Annotated in this window: 21 protein-coding genes, 1 tRNA gene and 1 other RNA gene; 13 read left to right on the forward strand and 10 right to left on the reverse strand. The window is 72.4% G+C overall.

From position 1 onward, the window contains the following. Window positions 1-32: 32 nt before the first annotated feature. The 3 genes from AB4Y83_RS09470 to AB4Y83_RS09480 form a co-directional block, all read right to left on the reverse strand. Window positions 33-707 (reverse strand): lysophospholipid acyltransferase family protein, encoded by a 675-nt coding sequence (locus tag AB4Y83_RS09470; protein WP_056774096.1) that lies wholly within the window; start codon window positions 705-707, stop codon window positions 33-35. A 117-nt stretch (window positions 708-824) separates the two neighbouring features. Continuing rightward, the gene (locus AB4Y83_RS09475; protein WP_442275713.1) at window positions 825-1,583 is read right to left on the reverse strand and encodes a class I SAM-dependent methyltransferase; all 759 of its coding nucleotides are present in this window, start codon (window positions 1,581-1,583) and stop codon (window positions 825-827) included. A 123-nt stretch (window positions 1,584-1,706) separates the two neighbouring features. Beyond that, entirely contained in the window at window positions 1,707-4,397 is a 2,691-nt protein-coding gene (locus tag AB4Y83_RS09480) for a DNA polymerase III subunit gamma and tau (protein ID WP_442296685.1), read from the reverse strand. A 209-nt stretch (window positions 4,398-4,606) separates the two neighbouring features. Here AB4Y83_RS09480 and egtB point away from each other — a divergent pair, with 209 nt between their 5' ends. Continuing rightward, window positions 4,607-5,896 carry an ergothioneine biosynthesis protein EgtB gene (egtB, locus tag AB4Y83_RS09485; RefSeq protein WP_442296686.1) on the forward strand — a complete coding sequence of 430 codons (1,290 nt, stop codon included), beginning with the start codon at window positions 4,607-4,609 and terminating at the stop codon, window positions 5,894-5,896. Beyond that, entirely contained in the window at window positions 5,893-6,873 is a 981-nt protein-coding gene (gene egtD, locus AB4Y83_RS09490) for an L-histidine N(alpha)-methyltransferase (RefSeq protein ID WP_442275710.1), read from the forward strand. Before egtB ends, egtD begins: the two co-directional genes overlap by 4 nt. A 27-nt stretch (window positions 6,874-6,900) precedes the next feature. Here egtD and AB4Y83_RS09495 read toward each other — a convergent pair whose 3' ends face one another. Beyond that, window positions 6,901-7,530: a TetR/AcrR family transcriptional regulator gene (locus AB4Y83_RS09495; RefSeq protein WP_442296687.1), complete on the reverse strand. Its 630-nt coding sequence runs from the start codon at window positions 7,528-7,530 to the stop codon at window positions 6,901-6,903. An 89-nt stretch (window positions 7,531-7,619) separates the two neighbouring features. Here AB4Y83_RS09495 and AB4Y83_RS09500 point away from each other — a divergent pair, with 89 nt between their 5' ends. From AB4Y83_RS09500 to AB4Y83_RS09525, 6 genes are all read left to right on the forward strand, one after another. Then, entirely contained in the window at window positions 7,620-8,087 is a 468-nt protein-coding gene (locus AB4Y83_RS09500) for an SgcJ/EcaC family oxidoreductase (protein WP_442296688.1), read from the forward strand. Continuing rightward, on the forward strand, window positions 8,084-8,812 hold the full coding sequence (locus AB4Y83_RS09505; RefSeq protein WP_442296689.1) for a hypothetical protein: 729 nt from the start codon (window positions 8,084-8,086) through the stop codon (window positions 8,810-8,812). The genes AB4Y83_RS09500 and AB4Y83_RS09505 overlap by 4 nt, the downstream gene beginning before the upstream one ends. Window positions 8,813-8,972: 160 nt before the next feature. Beyond that, window positions 8,973-9,434, forward strand: coding sequence for a DUF3817 domain-containing protein (locus AB4Y83_RS09510; protein WP_442296690.1), 462 nt, complete (start codon window positions 8,973-8,975; stop codon window positions 9,432-9,434). Window positions 9,435-9,556: 122 nt separating this feature from the next. Then, entirely contained in the window at window positions 9,557-10,213 is a 657-nt protein-coding gene (locus AB4Y83_RS09515) for an ABC transporter ATP-binding protein (RefSeq protein ID WP_020145753.1), read from the forward strand. 13 nt (window positions 10,214-10,226) lie between these two features. Further along, complete coding sequence (locus AB4Y83_RS09520) at window positions 10,227-11,777, forward strand: hypothetical protein (protein ID WP_442296691.1); 1,551 nt, start codon at window positions 10,227-10,229, stop codon at window positions 11,775-11,777. A 49-nt stretch (window positions 11,778-11,826) separates the two neighbouring features. Beyond that, a complete protein-coding gene (locus tag AB4Y83_RS09525) occupies window positions 11,827-13,053 on the forward strand; it encodes a GNAT family N-acetyltransferase (protein ID WP_442296692.1) in 1,227 nt (408 codons plus the stop codon). Between the two features lie 145 nt (window positions 13,054-13,198). On the opposite strand, the gene AB4Y83_RS09530 is transcribed toward AB4Y83_RS09525, so the two are convergent. Beyond that, window positions 13,199-14,443, reverse strand: a complete 1,245-nt coding sequence (locus tag AB4Y83_RS09530) for an MFS transporter (protein ID WP_442296693.1) — start codon at window positions 14,441-14,443, stop codon at window positions 13,199-13,201. Window positions 14,444-14,636: 193 nt separating this feature from the next. On the opposite strand from AB4Y83_RS09530, the gene AB4Y83_RS09535 reads away from it, so the two are divergent. Further along, window positions 14,637-15,710: a LacI family DNA-binding transcriptional regulator gene (locus AB4Y83_RS09535; protein WP_442296694.1), complete on the forward strand. Its 1,074-nt coding sequence runs from the start codon at window positions 14,637-14,639 to the stop codon at window positions 15,708-15,710. Between the two features lie 27 nt (window positions 15,711-15,737). Here the strand turns inward: AB4Y83_RS09535 and ffs are convergent. The 3 genes from ffs to AB4Y83_RS09550 form a co-directional block, all read right to left on the reverse strand. Beyond that, window positions 15,738-15,834, reverse strand: an RNA gene (gene ffs / locus AB4Y83_RS09540) — signal recognition particle sRNA small type. 24 nt (window positions 15,835-15,858) lie between these two features. Further along, a complete protein-coding gene (locus tag AB4Y83_RS09545; RefSeq protein WP_442296695.1) occupies window positions 15,859-17,181 on the reverse strand; it encodes an MFS transporter in 1,323 nt (440 codons plus the stop codon). A gap of 127 nt (window positions 17,182-17,308) precedes the next feature. Then, window positions 17,309-17,393, reverse strand: a tRNA-Ser gene (locus tag AB4Y83_RS09550). 84 nt (window positions 17,394-17,477) lie between these two features. Here AB4Y83_RS09550 and AB4Y83_RS09555 point away from each other — a divergent pair. The 3 genes from AB4Y83_RS09555 to AB4Y83_RS09565 all read left to right on the forward strand — a co-directional run bounded on the left by AB4Y83_RS09555 (window position 17,478) and on the right by AB4Y83_RS09565 (window position 20,623). Continuing rightward, on the forward strand, window positions 17,478-18,446 hold the full coding sequence (locus tag AB4Y83_RS09555; RefSeq protein ID WP_442296696.1) for an MBL fold metallo-hydrolase: 969 nt from the start codon (window positions 17,478-17,480) through the stop codon (window positions 18,444-18,446). A gap of 44 nt (window positions 18,447-18,490) precedes the next feature. Next, window positions 18,491-19,498, forward strand: coding sequence for an ornithine carbamoyltransferase (gene argF / locus AB4Y83_RS09560; protein WP_442296697.1), 1,008 nt, complete (start codon window positions 18,491-18,493; stop codon window positions 19,496-19,498). Window positions 19,499-19,591: 93 nt separating this feature from the next. Beyond that, window positions 19,592-20,623: a metallophosphoesterase gene (locus tag AB4Y83_RS09565; RefSeq protein WP_442296698.1), complete on the forward strand. Its 1,032-nt coding sequence runs from the start codon at window positions 19,592-19,594 to the stop codon at window positions 20,621-20,623. Between the two features lie 75 nt (window positions 20,624-20,698). Here the strand turns inward: AB4Y83_RS09565 and AB4Y83_RS09570 are convergent, their stop codons facing one another. Both AB4Y83_RS09570 and AB4Y83_RS09575 read right to left on the reverse strand, forming a co-directional pair. Next, window positions 20,699-21,235 carry a LytR C-terminal domain-containing protein gene (locus tag AB4Y83_RS09570; RefSeq protein ID WP_056774151.1) on the reverse strand — a complete coding sequence of 179 codons (537 nt, stop codon included), beginning with the start codon at window positions 21,233-21,235 and terminating at the stop codon, window positions 20,699-20,701. 45 nt (window positions 21,236-21,280) lie between these two features. Then, entirely contained in the window at window positions 21,281-21,577 is a 297-nt protein-coding gene (locus tag AB4Y83_RS09575) for a type II toxin-antitoxin system VapB family antitoxin (RefSeq protein WP_020145941.1), read from the reverse strand. A 51-nt stretch (window positions 21,578-21,628) separates the two neighbouring features. Here AB4Y83_RS09575 and AB4Y83_RS09580 point away from each other — a divergent pair, with 51 nt between their 5' ends. Then, the gene (locus AB4Y83_RS09580) at window positions 21,629-23,221 is read left to right on the forward strand and encodes a helicase HerA-like domain-containing protein (RefSeq protein ID WP_442296699.1); all 1,593 of its coding nucleotides are present in this window, start codon (window positions 21,629-21,631) and stop codon (window positions 23,219-23,221) included. The last annotated feature ends 163 nt before the right edge of the window (window positions 23,222-23,384 follow it).

A 23,384-nucleotide genomic window follows, 5' to 3' on the forward strand; every position in this document is an offset into this window, starting at 1 on the left:
ATGCGACTGGGTCGCATCTGCAACGCCCACCCTCAGATGGCGGGCTCGCCGCCCGGCACCTCGTTGTACGTGTCGACGCGCTCCTGGCCACTCAGCTCCGCGATGGCCTCCATGACCCGGTCGGTCAGCAGGCGCCGCGCCTTGCCTGCGGGCATGCCGGCGTACTCCTCGACCCCGATCGGCTCACCGAAGCGCACCGTGACCTTCGCGAGCCGCGGGAAGCTCGCCCCGACGGGCTGGATGTCCTCGGTCCCGATGAGCCCGACCGGCACGACGGGGACCTGCGCGGTGAGCGCGAGCCACGCCACGCCCGTACGCCCGCGGTAGAGCCGGCCGTCCCGCGAGCGCGTGCCCTCCGGGTAGATGCCGAACGCGTCGCCCGCCTTGAGCACCTCGAGTGCCGCGTCGAGGCTCTCCTGCGCGGCGGTCGGCGAGTGCCGGTTGACCGGCACCATCCCGACGGCGCTGAAGAAGCCCTTGCGCACGAAGCCGCCGACGCCCGTGCCCGTCCAGTACTCCTCCTTGGCGAGGAAGCGCACCTGCCGCGGCGAGGCGAGCGGGATGGCGAAGGAGTCGATGAACGACCGGTGGTTGCTTGCCACGACCACGCCGCCTTCGCGCGGGATGTTCTCCTTGCCCTCGATGGTGGGCCGGTACAGCGCATGGGACAGCGGGTACAGGAGGTTGCGCCCGAGGCTGTAGAACATGGGCCACAGCCTAGGGCCGTCCAGCGGCCGTCCGGTGTGGGGCGTGCGTCGCGACGGCCCGGTGTTCACCCCTTGGTATGCCGGGTGGCGGGCCCGAGCACGTCGGGCGCAGACGCGTCAGGCGTGGGCGCGAACGGCCCAAGCGGTGGCCATGATGTAGAAGGGCGGCGCGGGCAGCAGCTCGCGGCAGTGCTCGCGCAGGCGGACGCGTCCGACCTCGTCGAGGCTCTGCACGTGCGCCCCCGCCGGACCGACGCCGAGCGTGTAGGGGTCCCACCAGTCCTCGAAGGTCGGGTGCCGCACGGTGACCGTGAGCGCGGTGTCCTCGATCTGGTTGAGACCGGCCTGGTCGCAGAAGTGGGCCAGCTCGCCCTCGCGGACCCCGCTCATCCCCGACTCGTCGTCGACGCCGGGGTCGAGGTCGCGGGCCGCCTGCCAGAAGACGGTGAGCGGCGCTCCCCCACCGGCGAGGTCCCACACGCACGCCGAGACGGTCCCGCCCGGCCGCGTGACCCGGGCCATCTCGTGCAGGCCGAGCACCGGATCGGCCATGAAGCTGACGACGAGCTGGGCGAGCGCGTGGTCGAAGAGGTCGTCGGGAAAGGGCAGCGCCTCGGCCGTTCCGGTCTGCACGTCGAGCGTCGGGAACGACTGGCGCAGGGCGGCGAGCAGCTGTTGCGACGGGTCGACCGCCGAGACCCCGTCGACGCCCAGCCGGTCGATGAGGACTCGGGTCAGGGCGCCGGTCCCACAGCCCACGTCGATGGCCCGACCCGGTCCGGCCACACCGGACCAGTCGGCAAATCGTGTGGCGAGCGGCCCCGAGTAACGCCCCATGAAGCGGTTGTAGGCGTCCGCCGCAACCTCGAAGGTCACCTTGCGACGCTACTCCCGGGAGGCGTACGCCCACGGGTGAATGAACATTCTCCTAACCCCGAGTCAGCAGCTGCCGCAGGCGTCCCCGGCCGAGGGGACCGGCGTGGGACAGGGCGGGCTGGGTCAGTTCTCGAGCTCCTGGACGACCCGACCGCCGAGCACCTTCTCGATGACGGAGCGCCCGACGTCCCCGGACTGCTCGATGTCCTCGTCGTCGTCGCTGACCGCCGAGTCGTCGGTGACCGGCTGGCGCGGCGGGTCGTCGTCGGTGGGGCGAGAGCCTCCGGCGCGCGACCGGGCCTGGGCGAACGACTGCCGGACGGCACTCGCCCCGCGCACGGCGGAGTCGGTGGGCACGTCTCCCCCGCCGGACGCCCCCGCGGCTGCCGGGTCTGTGTCCCCCGCGGCGGACGCTACCGGCTGACCAACCGCACCCGACGCACCCGACGCACCCGACGCACCGGACGCCGGCGACTCCCCGGCGGGGGCGGTGGCCCAGTCGGGGGCGGGCCCGGTCGCCGAGCCCCAGCCGGCGTTGTCCTCGAGCGAGCGGCCGGAGACCGGGCTCAGCCCGGCATCGGCGAGGGCGGTCGCGCCGCGCGAACCGGTGGTTGACGCGCCGCCTCCTGCGCTCGGGGACGATCCACCGGATCCGCCGGCCCCGCCCGGAGCGCTGTCTCGGGAGCCGGCGGACTCATGCCCCGCGCCGGCATCACCCCACGACTGGCGGCCTGCGCCGCCATCACCCTGCTGGCCCGATGGCTGACCGACGTCCGGACCACCGGGCGCACCCTTGCTGGGAGGGTCCGGCAGCCCGGGCGGGACCACTCCCGGCGGCGGCGCGACGGGGGCCTGCTGCGAGACCGCGTCGACGTGGATGCCGTCGACGATGGCGTCGACGCCGAGCTCGTCGATGAGGGCCTGTCGGACGATGTCGGCGTGGTTGCCGGCGCGGAAGGTCTGCGTCAGGCCGGCCGTCGCGATGCCGAGGGTGAGCTTCTTGCCGTCGAAGGCCGTGACCTGGGCGTTCTGGGACACGAAGGTCCAGGTGATGCGACGCATCGTGAAGATGCGACCGAGCACGTTGGGCCAGGCCCGGCGGATGGCATCGGTGTCCATGCCACCGGCAGGAGCGCCCTCGGCGCCGGCGTCGTCGGTGCCGGTGGACGCCCTGCCCGCCGGATGCGACGCGGGGGCGGACGGCGACGGCGCGGCCGTGGCCGCGGACCGAGCCTCGTCGGAGGCACCGGCGAGGTGTTGGCCCCCGGTGTGCGACTGGTCGACGGACGACGGGGCGCCGACGGACTCGTCCGGCGTCATGACCGGCGGGGAGCCGACCTCGGCCCGGGTGGCGTCGACGCGGCCCGCATCACCCGGACCCGACGGACCAGCAGTCGCGGCAGCAGCCGCGCCGGGGGTGTCGATGCCGGTGCTGCGACCACCCCCGCCCATGCCACCGGCGGCGTGCGAGGCGCCTGACCCGCCGCCGCCCGGCGGAGGCGTGTAGTCGGAGACGGTGCGCGGCGGCGCGGACACGGCCGAGGTCCCCGAGGCCGACGGGCCGGACGGGGCCGGAGCTGACGGCGGGGCGGGAGGCGCGCTCATCGGCGCCCCCACGGGCGGGACGTCGGCACGGGCGGCGGTCGGGACCCCGCCGACGTCGAGGCGCCGCTCGAGACGGTCGAGGCGGGCGGCATACCCCTGCTCGCCGGAGGCGGCCGGGAGGAGGATACGGGCACAGATGAGCTCGAGCTGGAGCCGGGGCGCGGTGGCACCGGTCATCTCGGTCAGGCCGGTGTTGACGATGTCGGCCGCCCGCGACAGCGCGCCCGGGCCGAACGCCGCCTGCTGCACCCGCATGCGCTCGAGCTGGTCCTCGGGGACGCCGCGCAGCACCTGCGAGACGCCCTCGGGGATCGCCGCGACGATGATGAGGTCGCGCAGCCGTTCGAGGAGGTCCTCGACGAAGCGTCGCGGGTCGTGGCCCGACTCGATGACCCGGTCGATCTGGCGGAAGGTCGCGGCGCCGTCACCAGCGGCCATCGCGTCGACGGTGCTGTCGAGCAGCTCGCCGTCGGTGAAGCCGAGCAGCGACACGGCGCCGTCGTAGGTGAGCCCCTCGGGACCCGAGCCGGCGATGAGCTGGTCGAGGACCGACAGCGAGTCGCGCACCGAGCCCCCGCCGGCGCGCGTGACGAAGCTGAGCACGCCCGGCTGCACCGCGACGTGCTCGGACTCGAGCAGCCGCTCCATGTACGTCGACAGCTTGGCCGGCGGGACGAGGCGGAAGGGGTAGTGGTGGGTGCGCGAGCGGATCGTGCCGATGACCTTCTCGGGCTCGGTCGTCGCGAAGACGAACTTCACGTGCTCCGGCGGCTCCTCGACGATCTTGAGCAGCGCGTTGAAGCCCTGCGGCGTCACCATGTGCGCCTCGTCGATGATGTAGATCTTGAAGCGGCTCTGCGCCGGGCCGTAGCTCGCCCGCTCGCGCAGGTCGCGGGCGTCGTCGACACCACCGTGGCTCGCGGCGTCGATCTCGATGACGTCGACCGAGCCGGAGCCGCCGCGCGCGAGCGCCACGCACGAGTCGCACGTCCCGCACGGGATCGGCGTCGGGCCCTGCTCGCAGTTGAGGCAGCGCGCGAGGATGCGCGCGCTCGTCGTCTTGCCGCAGCCGCGCGGGCCGCTGAAGAGGTAGGCGTGGTTGACCCGACCCGTGCGCAGCGCCTGCATGAGCGGCTCCGTCACGTGCTCCTGGCCGATGACGTCGGCGAAGCTCTCGGGCCGGTAGCGGCGGTACAGGGCGGTGGCCATGCCCGAAACCCTAACGGCCACGACCGACGCCGGGAACGCCGACCGAGCAGCCGGCGGCGGCGCACCGTGCGGACGGTCGGGACCGTCGAAAGGGTGAACAGCTCCTTACGGACCGCTGGTCGGACGAGCGACTGTCACCGGGTGTGCCTAGGGTCGATGCACCGGTCCGCTGTGCACGGTGCACCAGCGGCCGACGGAGGAGGTCACCCATGCCCGACCCGACCTGGGACGCCGACACGCTCGTCGCCCGCTACGACGAGGTGCGAGCCCACACCGAGACGCTCGCCGCCCCGCTGTCCCCCGAGGACCAGACCGTCCAGACGATGCCCGACGTGTCGCCGACGAAGTGGCACCGCGCGCACGTCACGTGGTTCTTCGAGACGTTCGTGCTCGCCGACCACGAGCCGTCGTTCAAGCCCTACCAGGACCGCTACTGGTTCCTCTTCAACAGCTACTACGAAGGCGTCGGGCCCCGCCATGCCCGCGCCGAGCGAGGATTCGTCACCCGCCCGGGCGCCCACGACGTCGGGCTCTACCGCGCCGACGTCGACTCGCGGATGCGCGATCTCGTCACGACCCTCGACGGCGGTTCGCTCGAGAAGCTCACGTCCACCATCGAGCTCGGCTTCCACCACGAGCAGCAGCACCAGGAGCTGCTCCTCATGGACATCAAGCACGTCCTGTCGGTCAACCCCCTCCAGCCGACGTATGCCGGCAGCCCCCTCGCGCCGTCGGCTCCCGACCCGTGGGGCTGGGTCGACGTCGAGGGCGGCCTCGTCGAGGTGGGTCACCGTGGCGGCGGGTTCAGCTTCGACAACGAGCTGCCGCTGCACCAGCAGTGGCTCGAGCCGTACCGCCTCGCCGACCGCCTCGTCACCAACGGCGAGTGGCTCGAGTTCACGGCCGACCGCGGCTACGAGCGCCACGAGCTCTGGCTCTCCGACGGCTGGGGGAAGGTGCGCGCCGAGGGCTGGCGGGCGCCCTTCTACTGGTCCGAGGTCGACGGGGTGTGGTTCGAGCACACGCTGAGCGGCACCCGGCCCGTCGACCCGGGGCTCCCGGTCAGCCACGTCAGCCACTACGAGGCCGACGCGTACGCCACGTGGGCGGGCAAGCGGCTCCCCACCGAGGCCGAGTGGGAGCACGCCGTCGTCGCCGACGGCCAGTCCGAGCCGCCGGCCACCGGCGCCAACCTCGCCGACACCGAGACGTTCCACCCGCGCGCGGCCGGTCCGAGCACCGGCCACCTGCGCCAGGTCTACGGCGACTGCTGGGAGTGGACGAGCTCGGCCTACCTCGCCTACCCCGGCTACCACGCGCCGGCCGGCGCCATCGGCGAGTACAACGGCAAGTTCATGTCGGGCCAGATGGTGCTGCGTGGCGGGTGTGCCCTGACCCCGCCCGGTCATGCCCGGGCGACCTACCGCAACTTCTTCCCGCCGGGCTCACGCTGGGCGCTGTCCGGCGTCCGCCTCGCCGACGGCGGTGAGCGCCGATGAGCGCCCGCGAGCCGGTCGTCACCGTCGCGCTCGACCCCGACTGGGCGTCGGGAGCGCTCGTCGACGACGTACGCCGTGGGCTCGGGTCGCAGCCGCGCACCCTGCCGCCGAAGTGGCTCTACGACGACGCCGGCTCCGACCTCTTCGACGAGATCACGCGACTGCCGGAGTACTACCCGACCGAGCGCGAGCGGGCCATCCTGCGCGACCACGCCGCCGACATCGTGACCGCGTGCGACGCGACGACCGTCGTCGAGCTCGGCAGCGGCACGAGCGACAAGACCCGCACCCTGCTCGACGCGTTCGCCGCGCGCGGGAGCCTCGAGCGCTTCGTCCCGGTCGACGTGTCCGAGCAGACCCTGCGGGACGCGGCGGCGATGCTCTCCGAGCGCTACCCGTCGCTGCGCGTCGAGGCCCTCGTCGGCGACTTCACGCTGCACCTCGGGCACCTGCCAACAGGCGGGCGGCGGCTCGTCGCCTTCCTCGGCGGGACCATCGGCAACTTCTACGTCGAGGAGCGGGCGGCCTTCCTCGGGGCCCTGCACGACAGCCTCGAGTCCGGTGACTGGTTCCTGCTCGGCACCGACCTCGTCAAGAGCACCGACCGGCTCATCGCCGCCTACGACGACAGCCGCGGTGTCACGGCGCGGTTCGTCACGAACTGCCTGCGCGTGCTCAACCGCGAGCTCGGCGCCGACTTCGACATCGAGGCCTTCTCGTACGTCCCCTTCTGGGACCCGCGTCAGGAGCGGATGGACCTCCGGCTGCGCGCCGACATGCCGCAGCGGGTGAGCATCCCCGGTGCCGACCTGACGTTCGACCTGGCGCACGGCGAGGAGATCCGCGTCGAGATCTCGACGAAGTTCCGCCGCGAGAGCCTGCGCGACGAGCTGGGCGCGGCCGGCTTCACGGTCGAGCGCACGTGGACCGACGACGACGGCGACTTCGCCCTGACCCTCGCCCGACGGGACGGTTGACCGGGGTCATTCCGAGGGCGGTGCGGCTCAGGCGAGCAGCAGCTCGGTGAGCGTCTCGACCCACCACTGCTCGACCTCGTCGACGGACCAGCCGCGCTCGCGCGTCGCGATGTCGAAGGTCTGGATCGAGCACACCGTCGCGTAGACGTCGAGGGCCCGGTCCAGCGTGAGTCCGTCGCGCAGCGCCCCGCTCGGCCACGAGGCGAACAGCCCGCGCCGGTTCGCGTCACCGCGGGCCCGCCCCTGCTCGTACGCCGCGGCGAGCGCGGGCTCGTTGCGCCCACCCTCGACGGTGAGCCGCAGGCCGTCCCCACCGCGCTCGAAGAGTCGCCGGTCGAACCGGATGAACGCAGCGAGCTGCCCTCTCGGGTCACCCTGCGCCGCGTCGATCTCGCGGGCGACCTGCTCGACCCCGGCATCCAGCTCACCGCTCTCGACGAGGGAGGTCGCGAGCCCCGCCTTGGTGCCGTAGACCGCATAGACCGTGGCCTCGGAGACGCCGGCATCCGCCGCGACCGAGCGCACGCTCGTGCCCGCCCACCCCGACTCGACGAAGCGCTGCCGGGCGGCCCGTGCGATGCGTTGCTTCGTCTGCTCGGCCTGCTCCTCGCGAAGGGAGGAGTGGTAGGCGCGAGGGGCGGGCTCGGAGCTCTTCACGGAAACCACTGTACAGCTCGGTTGAGCGGTTCTATATTGACTGAGTATTGCTCACTCAATCATGAGCGACTCACTCAAAGGAGAGCACCATGAGCACGACCCAGCTGGACCCGTCCGCCACCGAGGCCGCGCCGCACACCGCCGCCACCAACAGGGCCGGCGCCGACACGTCCGCCGCCGACACGGCGGCCGCCGTCCTGCGGCGCCTCGAGTCGGCCTGGAACGCCGGCGACGGCCAGGGCTTCGGCGCGCCCTATGCCGCGGACGCGGCCTTCGTGAACATCCGCGGCGAGCACCACCGAGGACGCGACGCCATCGCCGGCGGACACGCGGGGATCTTCGCGACCATCTACGCCGGCAGCACGAACCGGATGGAGCTCGTGGACGCACGCCACCTCGCCGACGACGTCATCGTCGCGACGTCGCGCAACACCCTGGACGTCCCGAGCGGTCCACTGGCCGGCATCCACGCCGCCACCTCGACCTCGGTCCTCGTCCGCGTCGGCGAGACCTGGCAGATCGCCGTCACCCACAACACCCTCGAGGCCACGCGATGAGCGCCCTCGTGGGCGGGACGGTCGGCGAGGCACTCGCGGGCCGCGCGGCCGAGACCAACACCACCCCCGCGTCGGAGCGCACGTCCGCCCCATCCCGCCTCGCGCGTCGCGCCGCCGTGGTCTTCGGCGTCGGTGGAGCCCTGCTCGCCGTCGGCGGGACGATGCACCCGCACGAGACGTCGGGTTCGATGCACGAGTGCCTTCTCGCGCTCATCGGGTCCCCGGTCTGGCTGCCCGCACACGCCGTGCTCCTCGCGGGCATGCTGACGACACTGGTCGGCCTCGTCCTGCTCCGGCGCCACGACGCCTTCCCGGCCGGGGTCCGGCCGTGGCTCACCGGGACGATCGTCGCCTGGGCCGTCGCGACGCCGGAGTTCGTGCCGCACCTGCTCGCCGGCGGTGAGCACGATGCGCTCGAGGCCGGCGGCGCGACCCCGATGGTCGACACCCATCTGGCGCTCTCGACCTTCACGACCCCGCTCGTCGGCGTGTCTGCGGCCCTGCTCGCCGTCGCGGTCGCACGGGCGGCAGCGACGTGGCCCGCCCGGATCCTCGCCGTCCTCGGCGTCGTCGGGGGTCTCGGTTTCGCTGTCGCCGCACCACTGCTGGCGGTCACGGGCAACCCGCAGGTCTCGAACCTCTTCGCCGCGCAGACCCTCATCGACGTCTGGATCATCGGCACGAGCGTCCGCGTCGTCCTGTCCGAGAGGGCGGCGCGGCGCTGACCCAGGACGCGCCGCCCGAGGTATGCCGTCGCGCCCGGCCGCGACGGCATACCCCTGTGCCGGAGGAACGCGGGGCTCATCCGTCGGGGTGCCCGCGGAAGCCGTCCGGGCGTTTGGCACACTGGGCGCTCCAGTACGACACGATGTAGGAGATCTCCGCATGACCCCTCGTTCCCTCTACCGCCGGATCGCCCTCGCGGAGGTGGTGACGTGGGCGCTGCTCCTGCTCGGGATGGTCCTCAAGTACGTGACCCACACGACCGAGCTGGGGGTCAGGGTCTTCGGACTCGTGCACGGCGTCGTCTTCATCGCGTTCTGCCTCGTCACGCTCCTGCTCTGGGTCAACCAGCGCTGGACCGCCCGAGAGGGTCTGCTCGGCCTGCTCAGCGCGGTGCCGCCGTTCCTCACCGTGTGGTGGGAGCGACGCCTCGAGCGTCGCGGGCGCCTCGACGGCGGCTGGCGCCTCGGCCGCGGCGGCGACACGCCGGCCACTCCGGCCGAACGCCTCGTCGCCGCCCTGCTCTCCCGGCCGTTGGTCGCCGTGGGTGTCGGCGTCGTCGCGGTGCTCGCGCTGACCGGCGCCGCCCTGCTCCTGGGCCCGCCCGTCGGCACGCAGGGCTGACCCGGCGCCCGACGTCGCCCCTCACGGCTCGTGGGTACCTCCTCCCGGTCAGGGCATTCCGAGCCGGGCGGCATACGGTGGCTTCCGACAGCTCGACCGGGTCGACGAAGGGATGGAAGCAGATGGGTGCGGTCGCAGTGCTGACCGGTGAGGTCCGTGCGGAGGGCGTCGGCAAGACGATCGACGAGACGACCCTGCTGCTGCCGACCGACGTCAGCGCCGACCCCGGCGAGTGCATCGTGCTCCGGGGTCCCAACGGCTCGGGCAAGACGACCCTGCTCCGGATCATCGGCGGGCTGCTCGTGCCCAGCACGGGAACCGCGACCATCGGCGGCCGCGAGGCCGACGAGCGCGACCGGACGGTCCGCGCCGCCGTCGCCGCCCTGCTCGGCGCGCCGACGACCTACCGGGACCTGACCCTCGTCGACCACCTCGTCCTCATCGACTCGACGTGGGGTGGTGACCCGGCCACGTCCGACGACCGCAGCCTCGCCCTCCTCGACCGCCTCGGCATCGCCCACCTCGACGACCGCTTCCCGCACGAGCTGTCGTCGGGTCAGGAGCAGCTCTTCCGGCTCGCGCTGACGTTCTCGCGCCCCGCCAGCGTCGTGCTCCTCGACGAGCCCGAGCAGCGGCTCGACACCGGCAAGCGCCAGGTCGTCGCCGAGCTGATCCGCGAGCGCACCGAGTCCGGCGGCACGGTGGTCATGGCCTGTCACGACCCCGAGCTGACGGCCACCCTCGCGACCCGCGTGGTCGACATCGTCCCGGCGCGCTGACCACGGACCGCCGATGAGCAAGCGCAAGCAGCCGGCCCGCAGAAAGGCCGCACCTGCACCCACGACCCCTGCACCCACGACTCCCGCACCCGCGACCCCCGCACCCACGACCCCCGAGCCGACGGCGGAGCCGGCGGCGACCCGGACGCCCGGCGAGACGGCATACGACCGCTCGGCACGTGACGTCACGGCACCGGCCGAGGTCGACTACGACGACCACGACCTCCTCGGCCAGGCCGACTGGGTCATCGGTGGCGAGGCCGCGCGCAAGGCCCGGCAGCAGGGGCTGTATGCCGGCTACGTCCTCTTCCTCGGCGCGCTCGTCTACGGCCTCCCGATCGTCCAGGCCGTGTTCCGCACGTCCGATGCCTCCTCGCTCGGTGACCAGCTGAGCTCGCCCGAGGCGATCGCGCTGCTCGTCGCGTCCGTCGCGGCGCTGCTCGGAGCGGTGGTCTTCGCCGGCCGCTTCCGGGGCCCGGTCGTGCCGCCCATGCCCTGGATCGACCTCGTGCTCCCCGTGCCGCTCGACCGGGCCCTGGCCTTGCGTCGGTGGTGGCGCTACGCCGCCGTCGGGGGCCTGTTCATCGGGGCGCTCAGCGGGCTGACCATCGGGGCCGGCCTGGCCTTCGCGCACCTGGCCGGCCCGGTGACGATCATCGTGACCACGGCTGTCGGCACCGCGCTCGGTGTCCTCGCCACGCGCCTCTGGCTCTGGTCGCAGGTGCGCTCCTGGCCCGGCCCGGACCGCGGTCTCAGCCTGCTCTGGCGCGTGCCCGATGCCCTGCGCGAGCTGCACGCCGAGTCGCTGCGGGCCCACTCGGCCAACACCTCGACGATGGCCGGGTCCGCCCTCACGGGCAACCTGCGCACCGCGCGCCTCGCGCTGACCCGCCCGGTCCGCCACGGTCGCTCCGCGCGACTCCGCCCGGGCCGACCCTTCGGCGTGCTCGTCCGCCGCGACGTCATCGGCCTGCGGCGCACGCCGGGCGCGTTCCTCTCGGGCCTCGGCCTCACGCTCCTGGGCGGCGCGATCGTCACGTGGGCGTTTACGCAACCGGCGGCCCCGAGCATCGCGGCGACGATCGGCCTGCTGCCGCTCTACCTCGGCTTCGGCGCCTGGGCGGAGGGGTTGCGCCTGCAGGCCGACAACGTCGGCACTCCCTCCCTCCTCGGCACCGGCGAGCTGACCGAGGCCGTGGCCCACGTGACGGTCCCCACCGCCCTGACGCTCCTGGTGCTCGGCGGCTGGGTCGCCGTCGCCGGTGCCCTCGGGTCGCTGCCGGCCAGTGCGCCGCTGTCGCTGTGGCTGATCCTCGTGCTCGTCGTCGCCGGCAACGTGCTGGCGGCCTTCCGCGGCTCCCCCACCTTCATGCTGCGTCCCCAGATGGTCATCGCCTGGTACGCCGTGCCGGCCCTCACCGTCGTCGTGCTCGGCTCGCTCGTCGCGGTGCTGACCAAGGCCGCCAGCTACACGTGGCTCTCGGTCGTGAGCTGGCTCGTCTACGCCGTGCTCGCCTGGGCGGTCTCGAAGGTGCGCCGGCTGACCTACCTGCACCGCGCCTGAGCGACAACCCGTTCGCGGTCGGCGGTGACCACTCGTTAGGTTCGGGGCCATGAGCGAGCTGCGCACGCGTGACGTCGTCGACGCCGACCTCCCCGCCGTCCTGGCCATCCGCAACCGGTCGTTCGGTCCGCTCGGCACCGGCGGCGACGTGTGGTGGCAGCGCGTCTCGGCCGAGACCCTCGGTGGCCGGATGATCGCGGTCGTCGACGAGTCCGACCAGGTCATCGGCGCGGGCCGGATCCGACCCTACGAGCAGGCGTGGGGCGGACAGCACCTGCGGATGGGCGGCGTCGCCGGCGTCTACGTCGAGCCGAGCGCCCGCGGCCGGGGCGTCGCGACGACCCTGACCCGCGCCCTCATCACGAGGATGAGCGAGCTCGGCGACGTCGTGTCGTGCCTCTTCCCGACCACGGCGACCCTGTACCGCCGCACCGGCTACGAGATCGGGGGCGTGCAGACCCGGATGACGTATGCCGCCCACCACCTCCGCGACCTCGGCGCCACGCGCGCCGGGCGGGCTGGGTCGACCGGCCTGCGCCCCGCGGTGCCGAGTGACGCGCAGCAGATGCACGACCTCGCCCGCGCCTCGAACGCCCGGCACGGGGTCAGCGGACCGATGGTGCGCTCGGTGGCGGCACTCACCGGGATGCTCGAGCGCGACGAGCTCATCGCCTACGTCGTCGACGGCGGCTTCGTCGTCTACGACCTGTCCGAGCAGGCCGTCACGGTCAGGGATCTCGTCGCGACGACCCCCGAGGCAGCGGCGACGCTGTGGGGCGTCGTCGGATCGGGCTCGTCCGCCGCGCCGACGGTGCACACCTTCCTCGACCCGCGCGACCCGGTGACGCTCGCGCTGGGCGGGCTGCCGACGGTGGAGGTCCAGCAGATCCCGTGGATGGGCCGGGTCGTCGACCTGGGGGCTGCCTTCGCCGGGCGAGGCTTCGGTCGGCACCTCTCGGTCGAGGCCGACCTGGTCGTCGACGACACCGAGGCGCCCGCCAACACCGGTCGGTGGCGCCTGTCGGTCCGCGACGGGCGTGGCACCGCGACACGCACCGACGACGCCCCGGTTCGAGGTGATGCCGGCACTGACGCGGCTGACGCGATCACCTCGAACGCGCTGCGGGTCGAGGCGCGCGGGCTGGCGGCACTGTGGTGCGGCTGGTCCGTGTCGCGCCTGCGCCAGGCCGAGCTCGCGACCGGGGGCAGCCCCGACGGCGATGCCGCCCTCGACGCCGTCTTCGCCTGCCAGCCCTTCATCACCGAGTACTTCTGACAGCAGGCTGACCCCGTCGAGTGGCCCCGTCGTCACACCGGGGACTGGGACCGGTGCGACCGCTGGGCCACGCGGCCACTCGAGTGGGAGCGGGCGCTCACTCGAGTGGGACTTGGCGCTCACTCGAGTGGTGACGGGCAGGCGGTCAGTCGGTGGTCGAGGCGGTGGTCGAGGCGGTGGTCGAGGCGGTGGTGGTGGCTCGGTCGGGCTCGCGGACGGCGGGGATGGCCACGAGGGCGACGACCGCCATGGCGCCGACGACGAGCAGCGAGTGCAGCACGCCGACGTGGTCGCCGAGGAAGCCGAGCAGCGGCGGCCCGGCGAGGAACGCGGTGTAGCCGATCGTCGAGACGACGCTCATCCGGGCGGCGGCACGCCTCGGGTCGTCGGCCGCGGCGCTCATGCCGACGGGGAAGCCGAGGCTCGCCCCGACACCCCAGATCGCGGCGCCGACGAAGGCGAGCACCGGACCGCCGTAGACGACGAGGAGGCAGCCGACGACGGCCGACACGAAAAGGACGCGGAGCACCGGCACGCGGCCGCGCTCGTCGAGCACGCGGGTGCCGAGCAGTCGGCCGGCCGTCATCGCCGTGAGGAAGACCGCGAAGCCGACGACGCCCACCCAGCGCTCGAGGCCGTAGCCGTCCGAGAGCGCCACCGCGACCCAGTCGTTGGCGGTGCCCTCGGTGAACGCGGCGGCGAGGACGACGACGCCGATGAGCAGGGTGCGCGGCTCGCGCCAGGCCGCACCGATCCCCGCCTCCGAGCGCACCTCGGCGCCCGTCTCGTCGGTCTCGACCGAGCGGGGCAGGAAGGCGCGCAGGAACCACGGGGTCACGGCGAGCAGCAGCACGACGACGCCGGCGAGGTGCACGGCGACCGGGACGTGGAGGAACGACAGGCCCGCACCGATGAGGGCGCTCACGACCGTGCCACCGCTGAAGGCCGCGTGGAAGTGCGGCATGATCGCGCGGCCGAGGAAGCGCTCGACCTCGGCGCCCTCGAGGTTCATCCCCACGTCGAAGACCCCGGTGCCGATGCCGACGAGCACGAGGCCCGCCATGACGACGGCACGGTTGTGGGCGACGTCGACACCGAGGCCGACGCCGAGCAGACCGAGGCTCTGGACGACGGCGGCGCCCATCAGGGTGCGGGCCGCACCGAGGCGGTGCACGATCCAGCCGGACAGCGGGAGGCCGATGACCGAGCCGAGCGAGGCGGCGAGCAGGGTCAGGCCGAGCTGTCCGGCCGAGAGCCCGAGCTCGTGCTTGATGTCCGGCACTCGTGAGGCGAAGGCCGCGAAGGCCGCCCCGTTGATCGCGAAGGCCGTGAAGACGGCGGCGCGGGCCGTGCGGACGACGGCGGCCGGCGGGGCACTGACGGCGGACATGGAGCAAGCCTCTCAAGGGACGACCGACGCGGGGGGCGTGAAGCGAGGGGGGTGAAGCAGGCCGGCCGTCCGTGCGGCCGACCACCTCGACGACGGTCTGGCGATGGTTCGGGACGAGGGTCGCCCCGGTGAGACCGAACCCTCGAGCGTTTCGAATCGATTCGACTCGAAACGTTTCGATAGCATGCCTCCCATGGTCACCCGAGGTCAAGCCCGTCCGACGCTGCGCGACGTCGCCGAGCGCGCGGGCGTCTCGGTGTCGACGGCCTCCCTCGTCTTCAGCGGCAAGGGTCCGGTCGCGGAGGCCACGGGCGACCGCGTCCGTGCCGCCGCGACCGAGCTCGGCTTCACCGGGCCCAACCCGCTCGCGTCGTCACTGCGCCAGGGCCGCTCGGGCGCCATCGGCGTCCTCGTCGAGGGTCGCCTGCGAATGGCCTTTCGCGACCCCTTCGCCATCGCCGTCCTCGACGGCCTCGCCGAGGTGCTCGAGACCGTTCCCACGGGCATGCTGCTCATCGGGCAACCCGCCGGCTCAGGCGAATCCGTCGTCCCGCAGCTCGCGCCGCTCGCGCTCGACGCGGTCGTCTTCTCGCTCTGCGGACCCGGCGAGAACCCTGCCGTCGAGCACCTCGCGGCCCGCGGCATCCCGATGTTCAGCACCGGTGTGCCGGGCGACCGGCGCATCACCCAGGTCCGCGTCGACGAGCGCGCCGCAGGCATCGCCATCGCCGAGCACGTGCGCTCGCTCGGGCACCGCCGGGTCGCCCACGTCGCCATGCCGATGCTGCCGACGAGCACGGCCGGTCCGGTCCCCGACGCGGAGGTGCGGCCGGGCGAGGCCAACGTGCCGAGCGTGGGGCGCCTGCTCGGCTTCCGTGACGTCTTCGGCGCGGATGCCGCCGCGGTCCAGACCGGGGACGGGTCATCGTTCGAGGGCGGCCGGATCGCGGGCCGGTCGCTGCTCGACGTGCCCGAGCACGAGCGTCCGACCGCCATCGTCACCCAGTCGGACGTCATCGCGGCCGGAGTCATCGTCGCCGCCGAGGAGCTCGGCCTGAAGGTTCCCGACGACCTCAGCGTCACCGGGTTCGACGGCGTCGACCTCCCGTGGCTGCCGCACCGGATCACGACGATGGACCAGCAGGGCCGCGAGAAGGGCCGGATCCTTGGGACGCTCGTGCGCAAACGCCTCGACGGCACTCGGCCCCGGAGCGTGATCCAGCCGGTGCAGCTCCGGGTCGGCACGACCACCGCTCCCCCGGCCTGACCGGAGGCCCGCCACCGCGCGGAGGGGAAAAGGGACACCCCGCGTACCTGGAAGAGCTCTCCTACCCTTGCTGCATTCCTGCCCTGGGGGAGTTCGGAGAGGTACCACCACGCGGGGTGCCGACGGCCAGTGTATGCCGCCCCCGACGTCAGCCGGAAATCGCCCCTCCAGCCGTGGCCGGGCTCGCGGTCGGCGCCTGCTCGACCTCTCGGACTCCGTTGACGTGCGGGGGCAGCCGACGCTCGACGACGAGCGAGATGACGGCGAGCAGGGCGCACCCGCCGACGAGGAAACCGATGTAGACCGGACCCAGGCCTCGCCCGATGAGGAAGCTCGCGACGACCGGCCCGACGACGAAGGCGATCGAGAACATGAGCGAGCTGAGCGCGTTGTAGCGACCCCGGAGGTGGTCGGGCGCGAGGTCGTTGACCATCGCGGCGCTCGTCGGCTGGAGCATCGTCTCGCCGAGACCGAACACCCCGGCACAGGCGCAGAGCAGCACGGTGGCCGCGACCGTGCCCGGCACGAGCGCCGTTGCGCCGAGCAGCGACCAGGCCACCATCCACGTGAACGCCATGACGACGGCGACCCGGGTGCGACGTCGCCCCTCGATGCGCTGGAGCACGACGAGCTGGAGCAGCACGATGACGACGGTGTTGGCCGCGAACGCGTAGCCGAGCCCCTCGGTCGAGACCTGCCCCAGGGCCCGCGCGAAGGCCGGCATGCCGGCGTTGAGCTGCGGGTAGCTGACGAGCGCGGCGACGCCGACGAGGAGCAGCAGGGCCCGCAGCCGGGGGTCACGCAGCAGCGCGACGTAGGACACGCTGCCGGTCGCCTCGTCGGCCGGCCGCGCGACCCGGTCGCGGGCACGGCGCAGCGGGCCGAGGAGGATGACGAGTGCCGGCACGTAGCTGACGGCGTCGAGCAGGTAGACCGTGACGAACGTGCCCGGCCGCGACACGTCGACGAAGCGCCCACCGACGATGCCGCCGATGCCGATGCCGAGGTTGAGCAAGGTGAAGTTGATGCCGAAGTAGCGCTGCCGCTGCTCGGTCGGGATGAGGTTGCCGATGAGCGCGCTCGACGCCGGCCAGACGATGCCGAAGCCGTAGCCCATGAGGACGAGCGCGAGGGCGGCCTGCCCCGTCGTCGTGGCGAGCGCCAGCACGATGTCGGCGAGGAGCAGCGCCACGAGGCTGCTCGCGTAGACCCGCCGCGGCCCGATGCGGTCGATGAGCGCCCCGGCCGGCGCCACGAGCACGATGCCGACGCCCGCCTGGAGCGCGAGGAGCAGGCCCACGGTCTCGAGCGGGATGCCACGCACCTCGTGGAGGTAGACGACCATGAACGGCAGGACGAGACCCGTGCCCATCGACTGGAAGACGACGGTCGAGATGAGCAGCTTGCCCTCGCGCGGCAGGTCGTGCCAGAACGAGGTCAGCGGCGGTCGGGCGGCACTGGTCGAGCTCACCGGTGCAGTCTGCCGTGCCCCACCGACACCGTGGGAGGCAGCCGCCGGCTGCTCCCGGCCCCGGACGCCCCCGCAGACGGCAAACGGCCCCCACTGCGCTGAGCGCGATGGGGGCCGTTGCTGTCGGCGGAGGATGGGGGATTTGAACCCCCGAGGGTTTTATCCCAACACGATTTCCAATCGTGCGCACTAGGCCACTATGCGAATCCTCCGTCGCGCAGGTTACCGGAGGCGGACCCCGCACAAGAAATCGGCCTCCCCGGGCACCCTGCACGACCCCGGTGCACAATCACCGCATGGCCCCTCCCACGCCGGTCGCCCTCGACACCGACGTCACCTGGATCCACGGCGCACCGTCCCCGAGGCGACGACACGACCCGCCAATCCAGGTGCACCACCTCGCCCCCGGCACCGTCCTGATCCGGCAGAGCAAGGACCTCACCTACGAGGCGCCGTTCATCCTGCTGCTCCTCGGCGAGCGCCGCGCGCTGCTCCTCGACACCGGGGCGGTGGAGGGCGCCGCCCTTCGACAGACGGTGGACCGCCTCGTCGCGGACCACCTCGCCGCGCAGACCCGGCCGGACGCGCATACCCCGCCGGACGCGTACGACCACGACGCGTACGAGCTCGTCGTCGCCCACACGCACGGCCACGGCGACCACGTCGCCGGCGACGCAGCCTTCGCCGACCGGCCACGCACGACCGTCGTCGGCCACGACGTCGCGAGCGTGTGCGCCTTCTTCGGCATCACCGAGTGGCCGACCGAGGTCGCGACGCTCGACCTCGGTGGCCGTCCCCTCGAGGTCTTCGGCATCCCGGGTCACCACGCGGCCTCGATCGCGGTCCTCGACCCGACCACCGGGCTGCTCCACACGGGCGACACGGTCTACCCGGGCCGCATCTACGTCCAGGACTCCGACGCCCTCCTCGACAGCCTCGACCGCCTCGTCACCTTCGCCGCGGAGCGCACCGTCACGCACGTCCTCGGCTGCCACGTCGAGATGACCCGGCGGCCCGGTCGCGACTACCCGCTCGGCTCGCGCTACCAGCCCGACGAGCCGTCACCGTTCATGACCGCGGCGCAGCTGCGCAGCGCCCGCGACGCTTTCCGCACCGTCGCGCACCGTCCCGGCATCCACCGGTTCGACGACGTCGTCTTCTGCGTCGGCGAGGGCCCCCGCGTCCTCGTCCCGCTCCAGCTGCGGGCGCTCGTCGAGCAGGTCCGCTGGCGGCTCGGGCTGCTGCGACGCCGACCGGCTCCCTGAGACCGGATTGCCGCACGGCGACCGCGCCTGAAACCATCACGTGCATGTCCCTCGCCGCACTCCACCGCCGCAACCTGCTCAAGGAGATCGACCTGACGCCCGACGAGTTCCGGGCGCTGCTCGACCTCGCCGCCGAGCTCAAGGCCGCCAAGCGCGAGGGCCGCGAGGAGCGACGCCTCAGCGGCAAGAACATCGCCCTGCTCTTCGCCAAGACCTCGACGCGCACCCGCTGCGCGTTCGAGGTGGCCGCGGCCGACCAGGGCGCCAGCACGACCTATCTCGACCCGGTCGGCTCGCAGATGGGCCACAAGGAGTCGGCCAAGGACACCGCCCGCGTGCTCGGCCGCTTCTACGACGGCATCGAGTACCGCGGAGCCGGTCACGACGTCATCGAGACCCTCGGCGCCTTCGCGGGGGTGCCGGTCTGGAACGGCCTCACCGACGACTGGCACCCGACCCAGTCGCTCTGCGACGCGCTGACGATGCGTGAGCACGCCGGCAAGCGCGACGAGCAGATCGCCTACGCCTACGTCGGTGACGCCCGCTTCAACATGGGCAACTCGCTGCTCGTCACCGGGGCCCTGCTCGGCATGGACGTGCGCATCGTGGCCCCGCAGTCGCTGTGGCCGTCCGACGCCGTCGTCGCCGTCGCGAGGAGGTATGCCGCCGAGACCGGTGCCCGCATCACCCTCACCGAGGACGTGGCGGAGGGTGTGCAGGGCGTCGACTTCGTCCACACGGACGTGTGGGTGTCGATGGGTGAGCCGAAGGAGGTCTGGGCTGACCGCATCGAGCTGCTGACGCCCTACCAGGTCAACGCGGAGATGCTTGCGCTGACAGGCAATCCGCGCGTCAAGTTCATGCACTGCCTGCCGGCCTTCCACGATCTCGAGACGCAGGTCGGCAAGGACGTGCACGAGCAGTTCGGGCTCAAGGAGCTCGAGGTCACCGACGACGTCTTCGAGTCCGACGCCTCGGTCGTCTTCGACCAGGCCGAGAACCGGATGCACACGATCAAGGCGCTCATGGTCGCCACGCTGGTCCAGCTCTGACGGCGGGTCCCAGCGACCTCCCAGCCTCGCGACGCCTGACGTTCACGCTTTGGTGGTGGCGCCGTTCGACGACGGTGCGGGAGAACAGCAGTCATGCATCTTTCTCGCACCCCAGCCCTGGCGGCCATCGCCGCCGCACTCGTCGTCCTGCCCGCTGCCACGGCGGCTTCCGCCGCAGATGCCCCCGGTCAGCGCAAGGACGGCCACTACCGCTTCGCCGTCATCGGCGACGTGCCCTACGGCGACGCCCAGGTCGCGGCCTTCCCGAAATGGGTCGACCAGGTCAACGCCACCCCGGACCTCTCCTTCACCGTCCACGTCGGCGACATCAAGAACGGCTCGTCGCGCTGCACGAACGAGTACTTCTCGATGATCCGCACCCAGTTCGACCGCTTCACCACGCCGCTCGTCTACACCCCGGGCGACAACGAGTGGACCGACTGCCACCGCACCAACAACGGCACGTACGACCCCCTCGAGCGCCTCGCCGCCGTCCGGTCGACCTTCTTCCCCCGCGCAGGCCACACCCTCGGCGCCGACATGACCGTCGCGTCGCAGGCGGCCGCCGGCTTCCCCGAGAACGTCTCGTTCCGGCGCCAGGGCGTCGACATCGCGACCCTGCACGTCGTCGGCAGCAACAACGGCCTGCTCCCCTGGCCCGAGCTGGGTTTCACCTCCCCCACGGCGCAGCAGGTCGCCGAGGAGCGGGCCCGCACGGACAACGCCGTGGCACAGGTCCGTTCGGCCTTCGCCGGAGCCCGGCAGCACCACGACCGCGCCGTCGCGCTCTTCCTCCAGGCCGACATGTTCGACCCGACGTACGCCGTGACCTGGGCCGACAACTCGGCCTTCCAGCCGCTCGTCGGCGAGCTCGTCGCGCAGTCGAACGCCTTCGACGGCGAGGTCTACCTCTTCAACGGCGACAGCCACGTCTACAACTCCGACCGCCCGCTCGCCTCCGGCTCGAGGTGGCTCGACTTCTACGGCGTGCAGGGCTCGGCGGACAACCTCACGCGCGTCACGGTCGACGGCTCGAGCAACAACACGGACTTCCTCGAGGTCACCGTGAACCGTCCCGGCGCCGCGCACGTGCTGTCGTGGAAGCGCGTGCCCTACACCCCCTGAGACGTCCCGACGGGCAGCACCGCGTGAGTATGCCGTCCGGCGCGGTCCGCACCGGATGGCATGCTCACGCTCGTGTCACGGCTGGACGGTGATCGTGGGGCACTGGCGCAGCGTCTGGGTGGGCGTCGCGACGACGGGCACCTTCCCGAAGCTCTTCCAGGCCGCGCCCACGACGAGGTCGACGGTGTCGCCCTTGCGCTTGTCGTTGAGGTAGACGGCCTGCGGCACGTGCGCCTTGACGAGACGTGCCGACGCGGCACCCTCGGGTCCGAAACGGATCTGCGCGACCTGCTTGACGCCCGCGTCCTTCGGGTCGTTGCCGACGGCCTTGACCTTGAAGCCACGGGTGTCGGCGACCTTGGCGACGGCCGCGGCGAGCCCGTTGCGCGTCGTCGAGTTGTAGACGTTGAGGCTGACGTCGGCCGGGCGCAGTGGTGCGACGGGCACCTCCGTCGTGCACGGTCCCGGTGTCGGGGTCGTGTCGCGGAAGTAGGTCGAGGCGTAGTAGAACGCGCCCGCCATGCTCAGCAGGACGACCGCGATCACGATCGTCGACCGGCGCTGACGCCGCACCCGGTAGGTGCGGTCGTCCTTGTCAGCGACCTGCGACATCACCGCTCCTTCGTCCGTCGTCGCCCCTGGTCGGGCGGGCCCGTGTCAGGAGAGTACGAGGACTCGGGCGTGAAGGACAGGACGCTGCTGCAGCGCGGCGCGCAGTGCCCGGTGCAGCCCGTCCTCGAGGTAGAGCTCGCCCTCCCACTCGACGCAGTGCGGGAAGAGGTCCCCGTAGAACGTCGAGTCGTCAGCGAGGAGTCCGCGCAGGTCGAGCGTGCTCTTGGTCGTGATGAGCTCGCCGAGCTGCACCACCCGAGGCGGGACGTTCGACCAGTCCTTGGTCGTCTCGAGTCCATGGTCTGGGTACGGGCGCGAGTCGCCGACGGCCTTGAAAATCACCGGGTCAGCATAGGCGTCGAACGTGGACGACCGGCCACTAGAGTTCGAACCGTGACCGAGACTGCAGGCTCAGGAGCCCCTCAGACGGGCGGCACGGGAGACACCAGCCAGATCGACGAGATCCGGGCCGGCTACGCGTTCGAGGGCGAGGTGCTCAAGCTCGGCGCCGCGGTCGTCGACGGCCAGGCCCACGCTGACGCCCCGGTGCAGATCCCGCTCAGCGTCCTCAACCGCCACGGCCTCGTCGCGGGCGCGACCGGCACCGGCAAGACGAAGACGCTCCAGCTCATGGCCGAGCAGCTGGCCGACCAGGGCGTCCCGGTCTTCCTCGCCGACATGAAGGGTGACCTGTCGGGTCTCGCGACGCCCGGCGAGGGCGGCGACAAGATCACCAGCCGCGCGGCCGACGTCGGTATGCCGTGGACGGCGACGGCATACCCCACCGAGTTCTACTCGCTCGGCGGCAAGGGTGACGGCATCGCGATCCGCGCCACGATCACGGGCTTCGGCCCGACCCTGCTCAGCAAGGTCCTCGGGCTCAACGACACGCAGGAGAGCAGCCTCGGGCTGATCTTCCACTACGCCGACAAGAACGGTCTAGCGCTCCTCGACCTCAAGGACCTCCGGGCGGTCATCAGTCACCTGACCTCCGACGAGGGCAAGGCCGACCTCAAGGACCTCGGCGGCCTCTCGAGCGCGACGGCGGGCGTCATCCTGCGCAACCTCATCACCTTCGAGGACCAGGGCGCCGGGGCCTTCTTCGGCGAGCCCGAGTTCGAGACGAGCGACCTGCTGCGCACCGCACCCGACGGCAAGGGGATCATCTCCTGCCTCGAGCTGCCCCAGGTGCAGGACCGACCGCAGCTCTTCTCGACCTTCCTCATGTGGATGCTCGCCGACCTCTTCCACGACCTGCCCGAGGAGGGCGACGTCGACAAGCCGAAGCTCGTCTTCTTCTTCGACGAGGCGCACCTGCTCTTCAACGACGCGAGCAAAGCCTTCCTGCAGGCCATCGAGCAGACGGTCCGGCTCATCCGCTCCAAGGGCATCGGCGTCTTCTTCGTGACGCAGTCGCCCAAGGACGTCCCGTCGGGCGTGCTCGCCCAGCTCGGCAACCGCGTCCAGCACGCCCTGCGCGCCTTCACCCCCGACGACGCCAAGGCGCTCAAGCAGGCGATCGCGACCTACCCGCACACGGCCTACGACATGGAGAAGCTCCTCACGAGCCTCGGCATCGGCGAGGCCGTCGTCACCGTGCTGTCCGACAAGGGCGTGCCGACGCCCGTCGCGTGGACCCGGATGAAGGCCCCGAACTCCCTCATGGACCCCTCGTCGCCCGCGACGATGGACGCCGTCATCGCGGCGTCGCAGCTCAAGACGAAGTATGCCGACGTCGTCGACCGCGAGTCGGCCTACGAGAAGCTGACGGCCCGGTTGCAGGCGGCTCCCGCGACGCCGGCGGCCCCCGCGCCGGCACCCGCCGCCCCGGCCACCCCGCCCGCGTCGACTCGCGCGGCCAAGGAGGAGCCGAGCATCATCGCGCAGGTCGCCGGCAGCTCGGCGTTCAAGTCGATGCTCCGCTCGGCCGGCACCGTCCTCGGCAGGGAGATCACCCGCAGCATCTTCGGCACCCGCAAACGCTGACCCCCCGTCTCCGAGCAGGAGCGCCTCGACCGCTCGTGGGTCGGGGCGCCTTTCGCGTGCCGCTGCTACGCGCTCGGGCGGCACTGTGATCGGCCCCGACATCACCCGGGGTCGACGAGCGGATCGGCCGTCCGGCCCGCGGCGCGCGGCACCGGTTGGCGCC

The sequence above is a fragment of the Terrabacter sp. RAF57 genome (assembly GCF_052113925.1).
Taxonomy (GTDB): domain Bacteria; phylum Actinomycetota; class Actinomycetes; order Actinomycetales; family Dermatophilaceae; genus Terrabacter.

Bases quoted from the DNA above. Each gene is read 5' to 3' on its own strand.
- egtB (WP_442296686.1), top strand. From the start codon at position 4,607: ATGCCCGACCCGACCTGGGACGCCGACACGCTCGTCGCCCGCTACGAC.
- AB4Y83_RS09570 (WP_056774151.1), bottom strand. From the start codon at position 21,235: ATGTCGCAGGTCGCTGACAAGGACGACCGCACCTACCGGGTGCGGCGT.
- AB4Y83_RS09510 (WP_442296690.1), top strand. From the start codon at position 8,973: ATGACCCCTCGTTCCCTCTACCGCCGGATCGCCCTCGCGGAGGTGGTG.
- AB4Y83_RS09525 (WP_442296692.1), top strand. From the start codon at position 11,827: ATGAGCGAGCTGCGCACGCGTGACGTCGTCGACGCCGACCTCCCCGCC.
- argF (WP_442296697.1), top strand. From the start codon at position 18,491: ATGTCCCTCGCCGCACTCCACCGCCGCAACCTGCTCAAGGAGATCGAC.
- egtD (WP_442275710.1), top strand. From the start codon at position 5,893: ATGAGCGCCCGCGAGCCGGTCGTCACCGTCGCGCTCGACCCCGACTGG.
- AB4Y83_RS09515 (WP_020145753.1), top strand. From the start codon at position 9,557: ATGGGTGCGGTCGCAGTGCTGACCGGTGAGGTCCGTGCGGAGGGCGTC.
- AB4Y83_RS09530 (WP_442296693.1), bottom strand. From the start codon at position 14,443: ATGTCCGCCGTCAGTGCCCCGCCGGCCGCCGTCGTCCGCACGGCCCGC.
- AB4Y83_RS09500 (WP_442296688.1), top strand. From the start codon at position 7,620: ATGAGCACGACCCAGCTGGACCCGTCCGCCACCGAGGCCGCGCCGCAC.
- AB4Y83_RS09505 (WP_442296689.1), top strand. From the start codon at position 8,084: ATGAGCGCCCTCGTGGGCGGGACGGTCGGCGAGGCACTCGCGGGCCGC.
- AB4Y83_RS09470 (WP_056774096.1), bottom strand. From the start codon at position 707: ATGTTCTACAGCCTCGGGCGCAACCTCCTGTACCCGCTGTCCCATGCG.
- AB4Y83_RS09535 (WP_442296694.1), top strand. From the start codon at position 14,637: ATGGTCACCCGAGGTCAAGCCCGTCCGACGCTGCGCGACGTCGCCGAG.
- AB4Y83_RS09555 (WP_442296696.1), top strand. From the start codon at position 17,478: ATGGCCCCTCCCACGCCGGTCGCCCTCGACACCGACGTCACCTGGATC.
- AB4Y83_RS09480 (WP_442296685.1), bottom strand. From the start codon at position 4,397: ATGGCCACCGCCCTGTACCGCCGCTACCGGCCCGAGAGCTTCGCCGAC.
- AB4Y83_RS09565 (WP_442296698.1), top strand. From the start codon at position 19,592: ATGCATCTTTCTCGCACCCCAGCCCTGGCGGCCATCGCCGCCGCACTC.
- AB4Y83_RS09520 (WP_442296691.1), top strand. From the start codon at position 10,227: ATGAGCAAGCGCAAGCAGCCGGCCCGCAGAAAGGCCGCACCTGCACCC.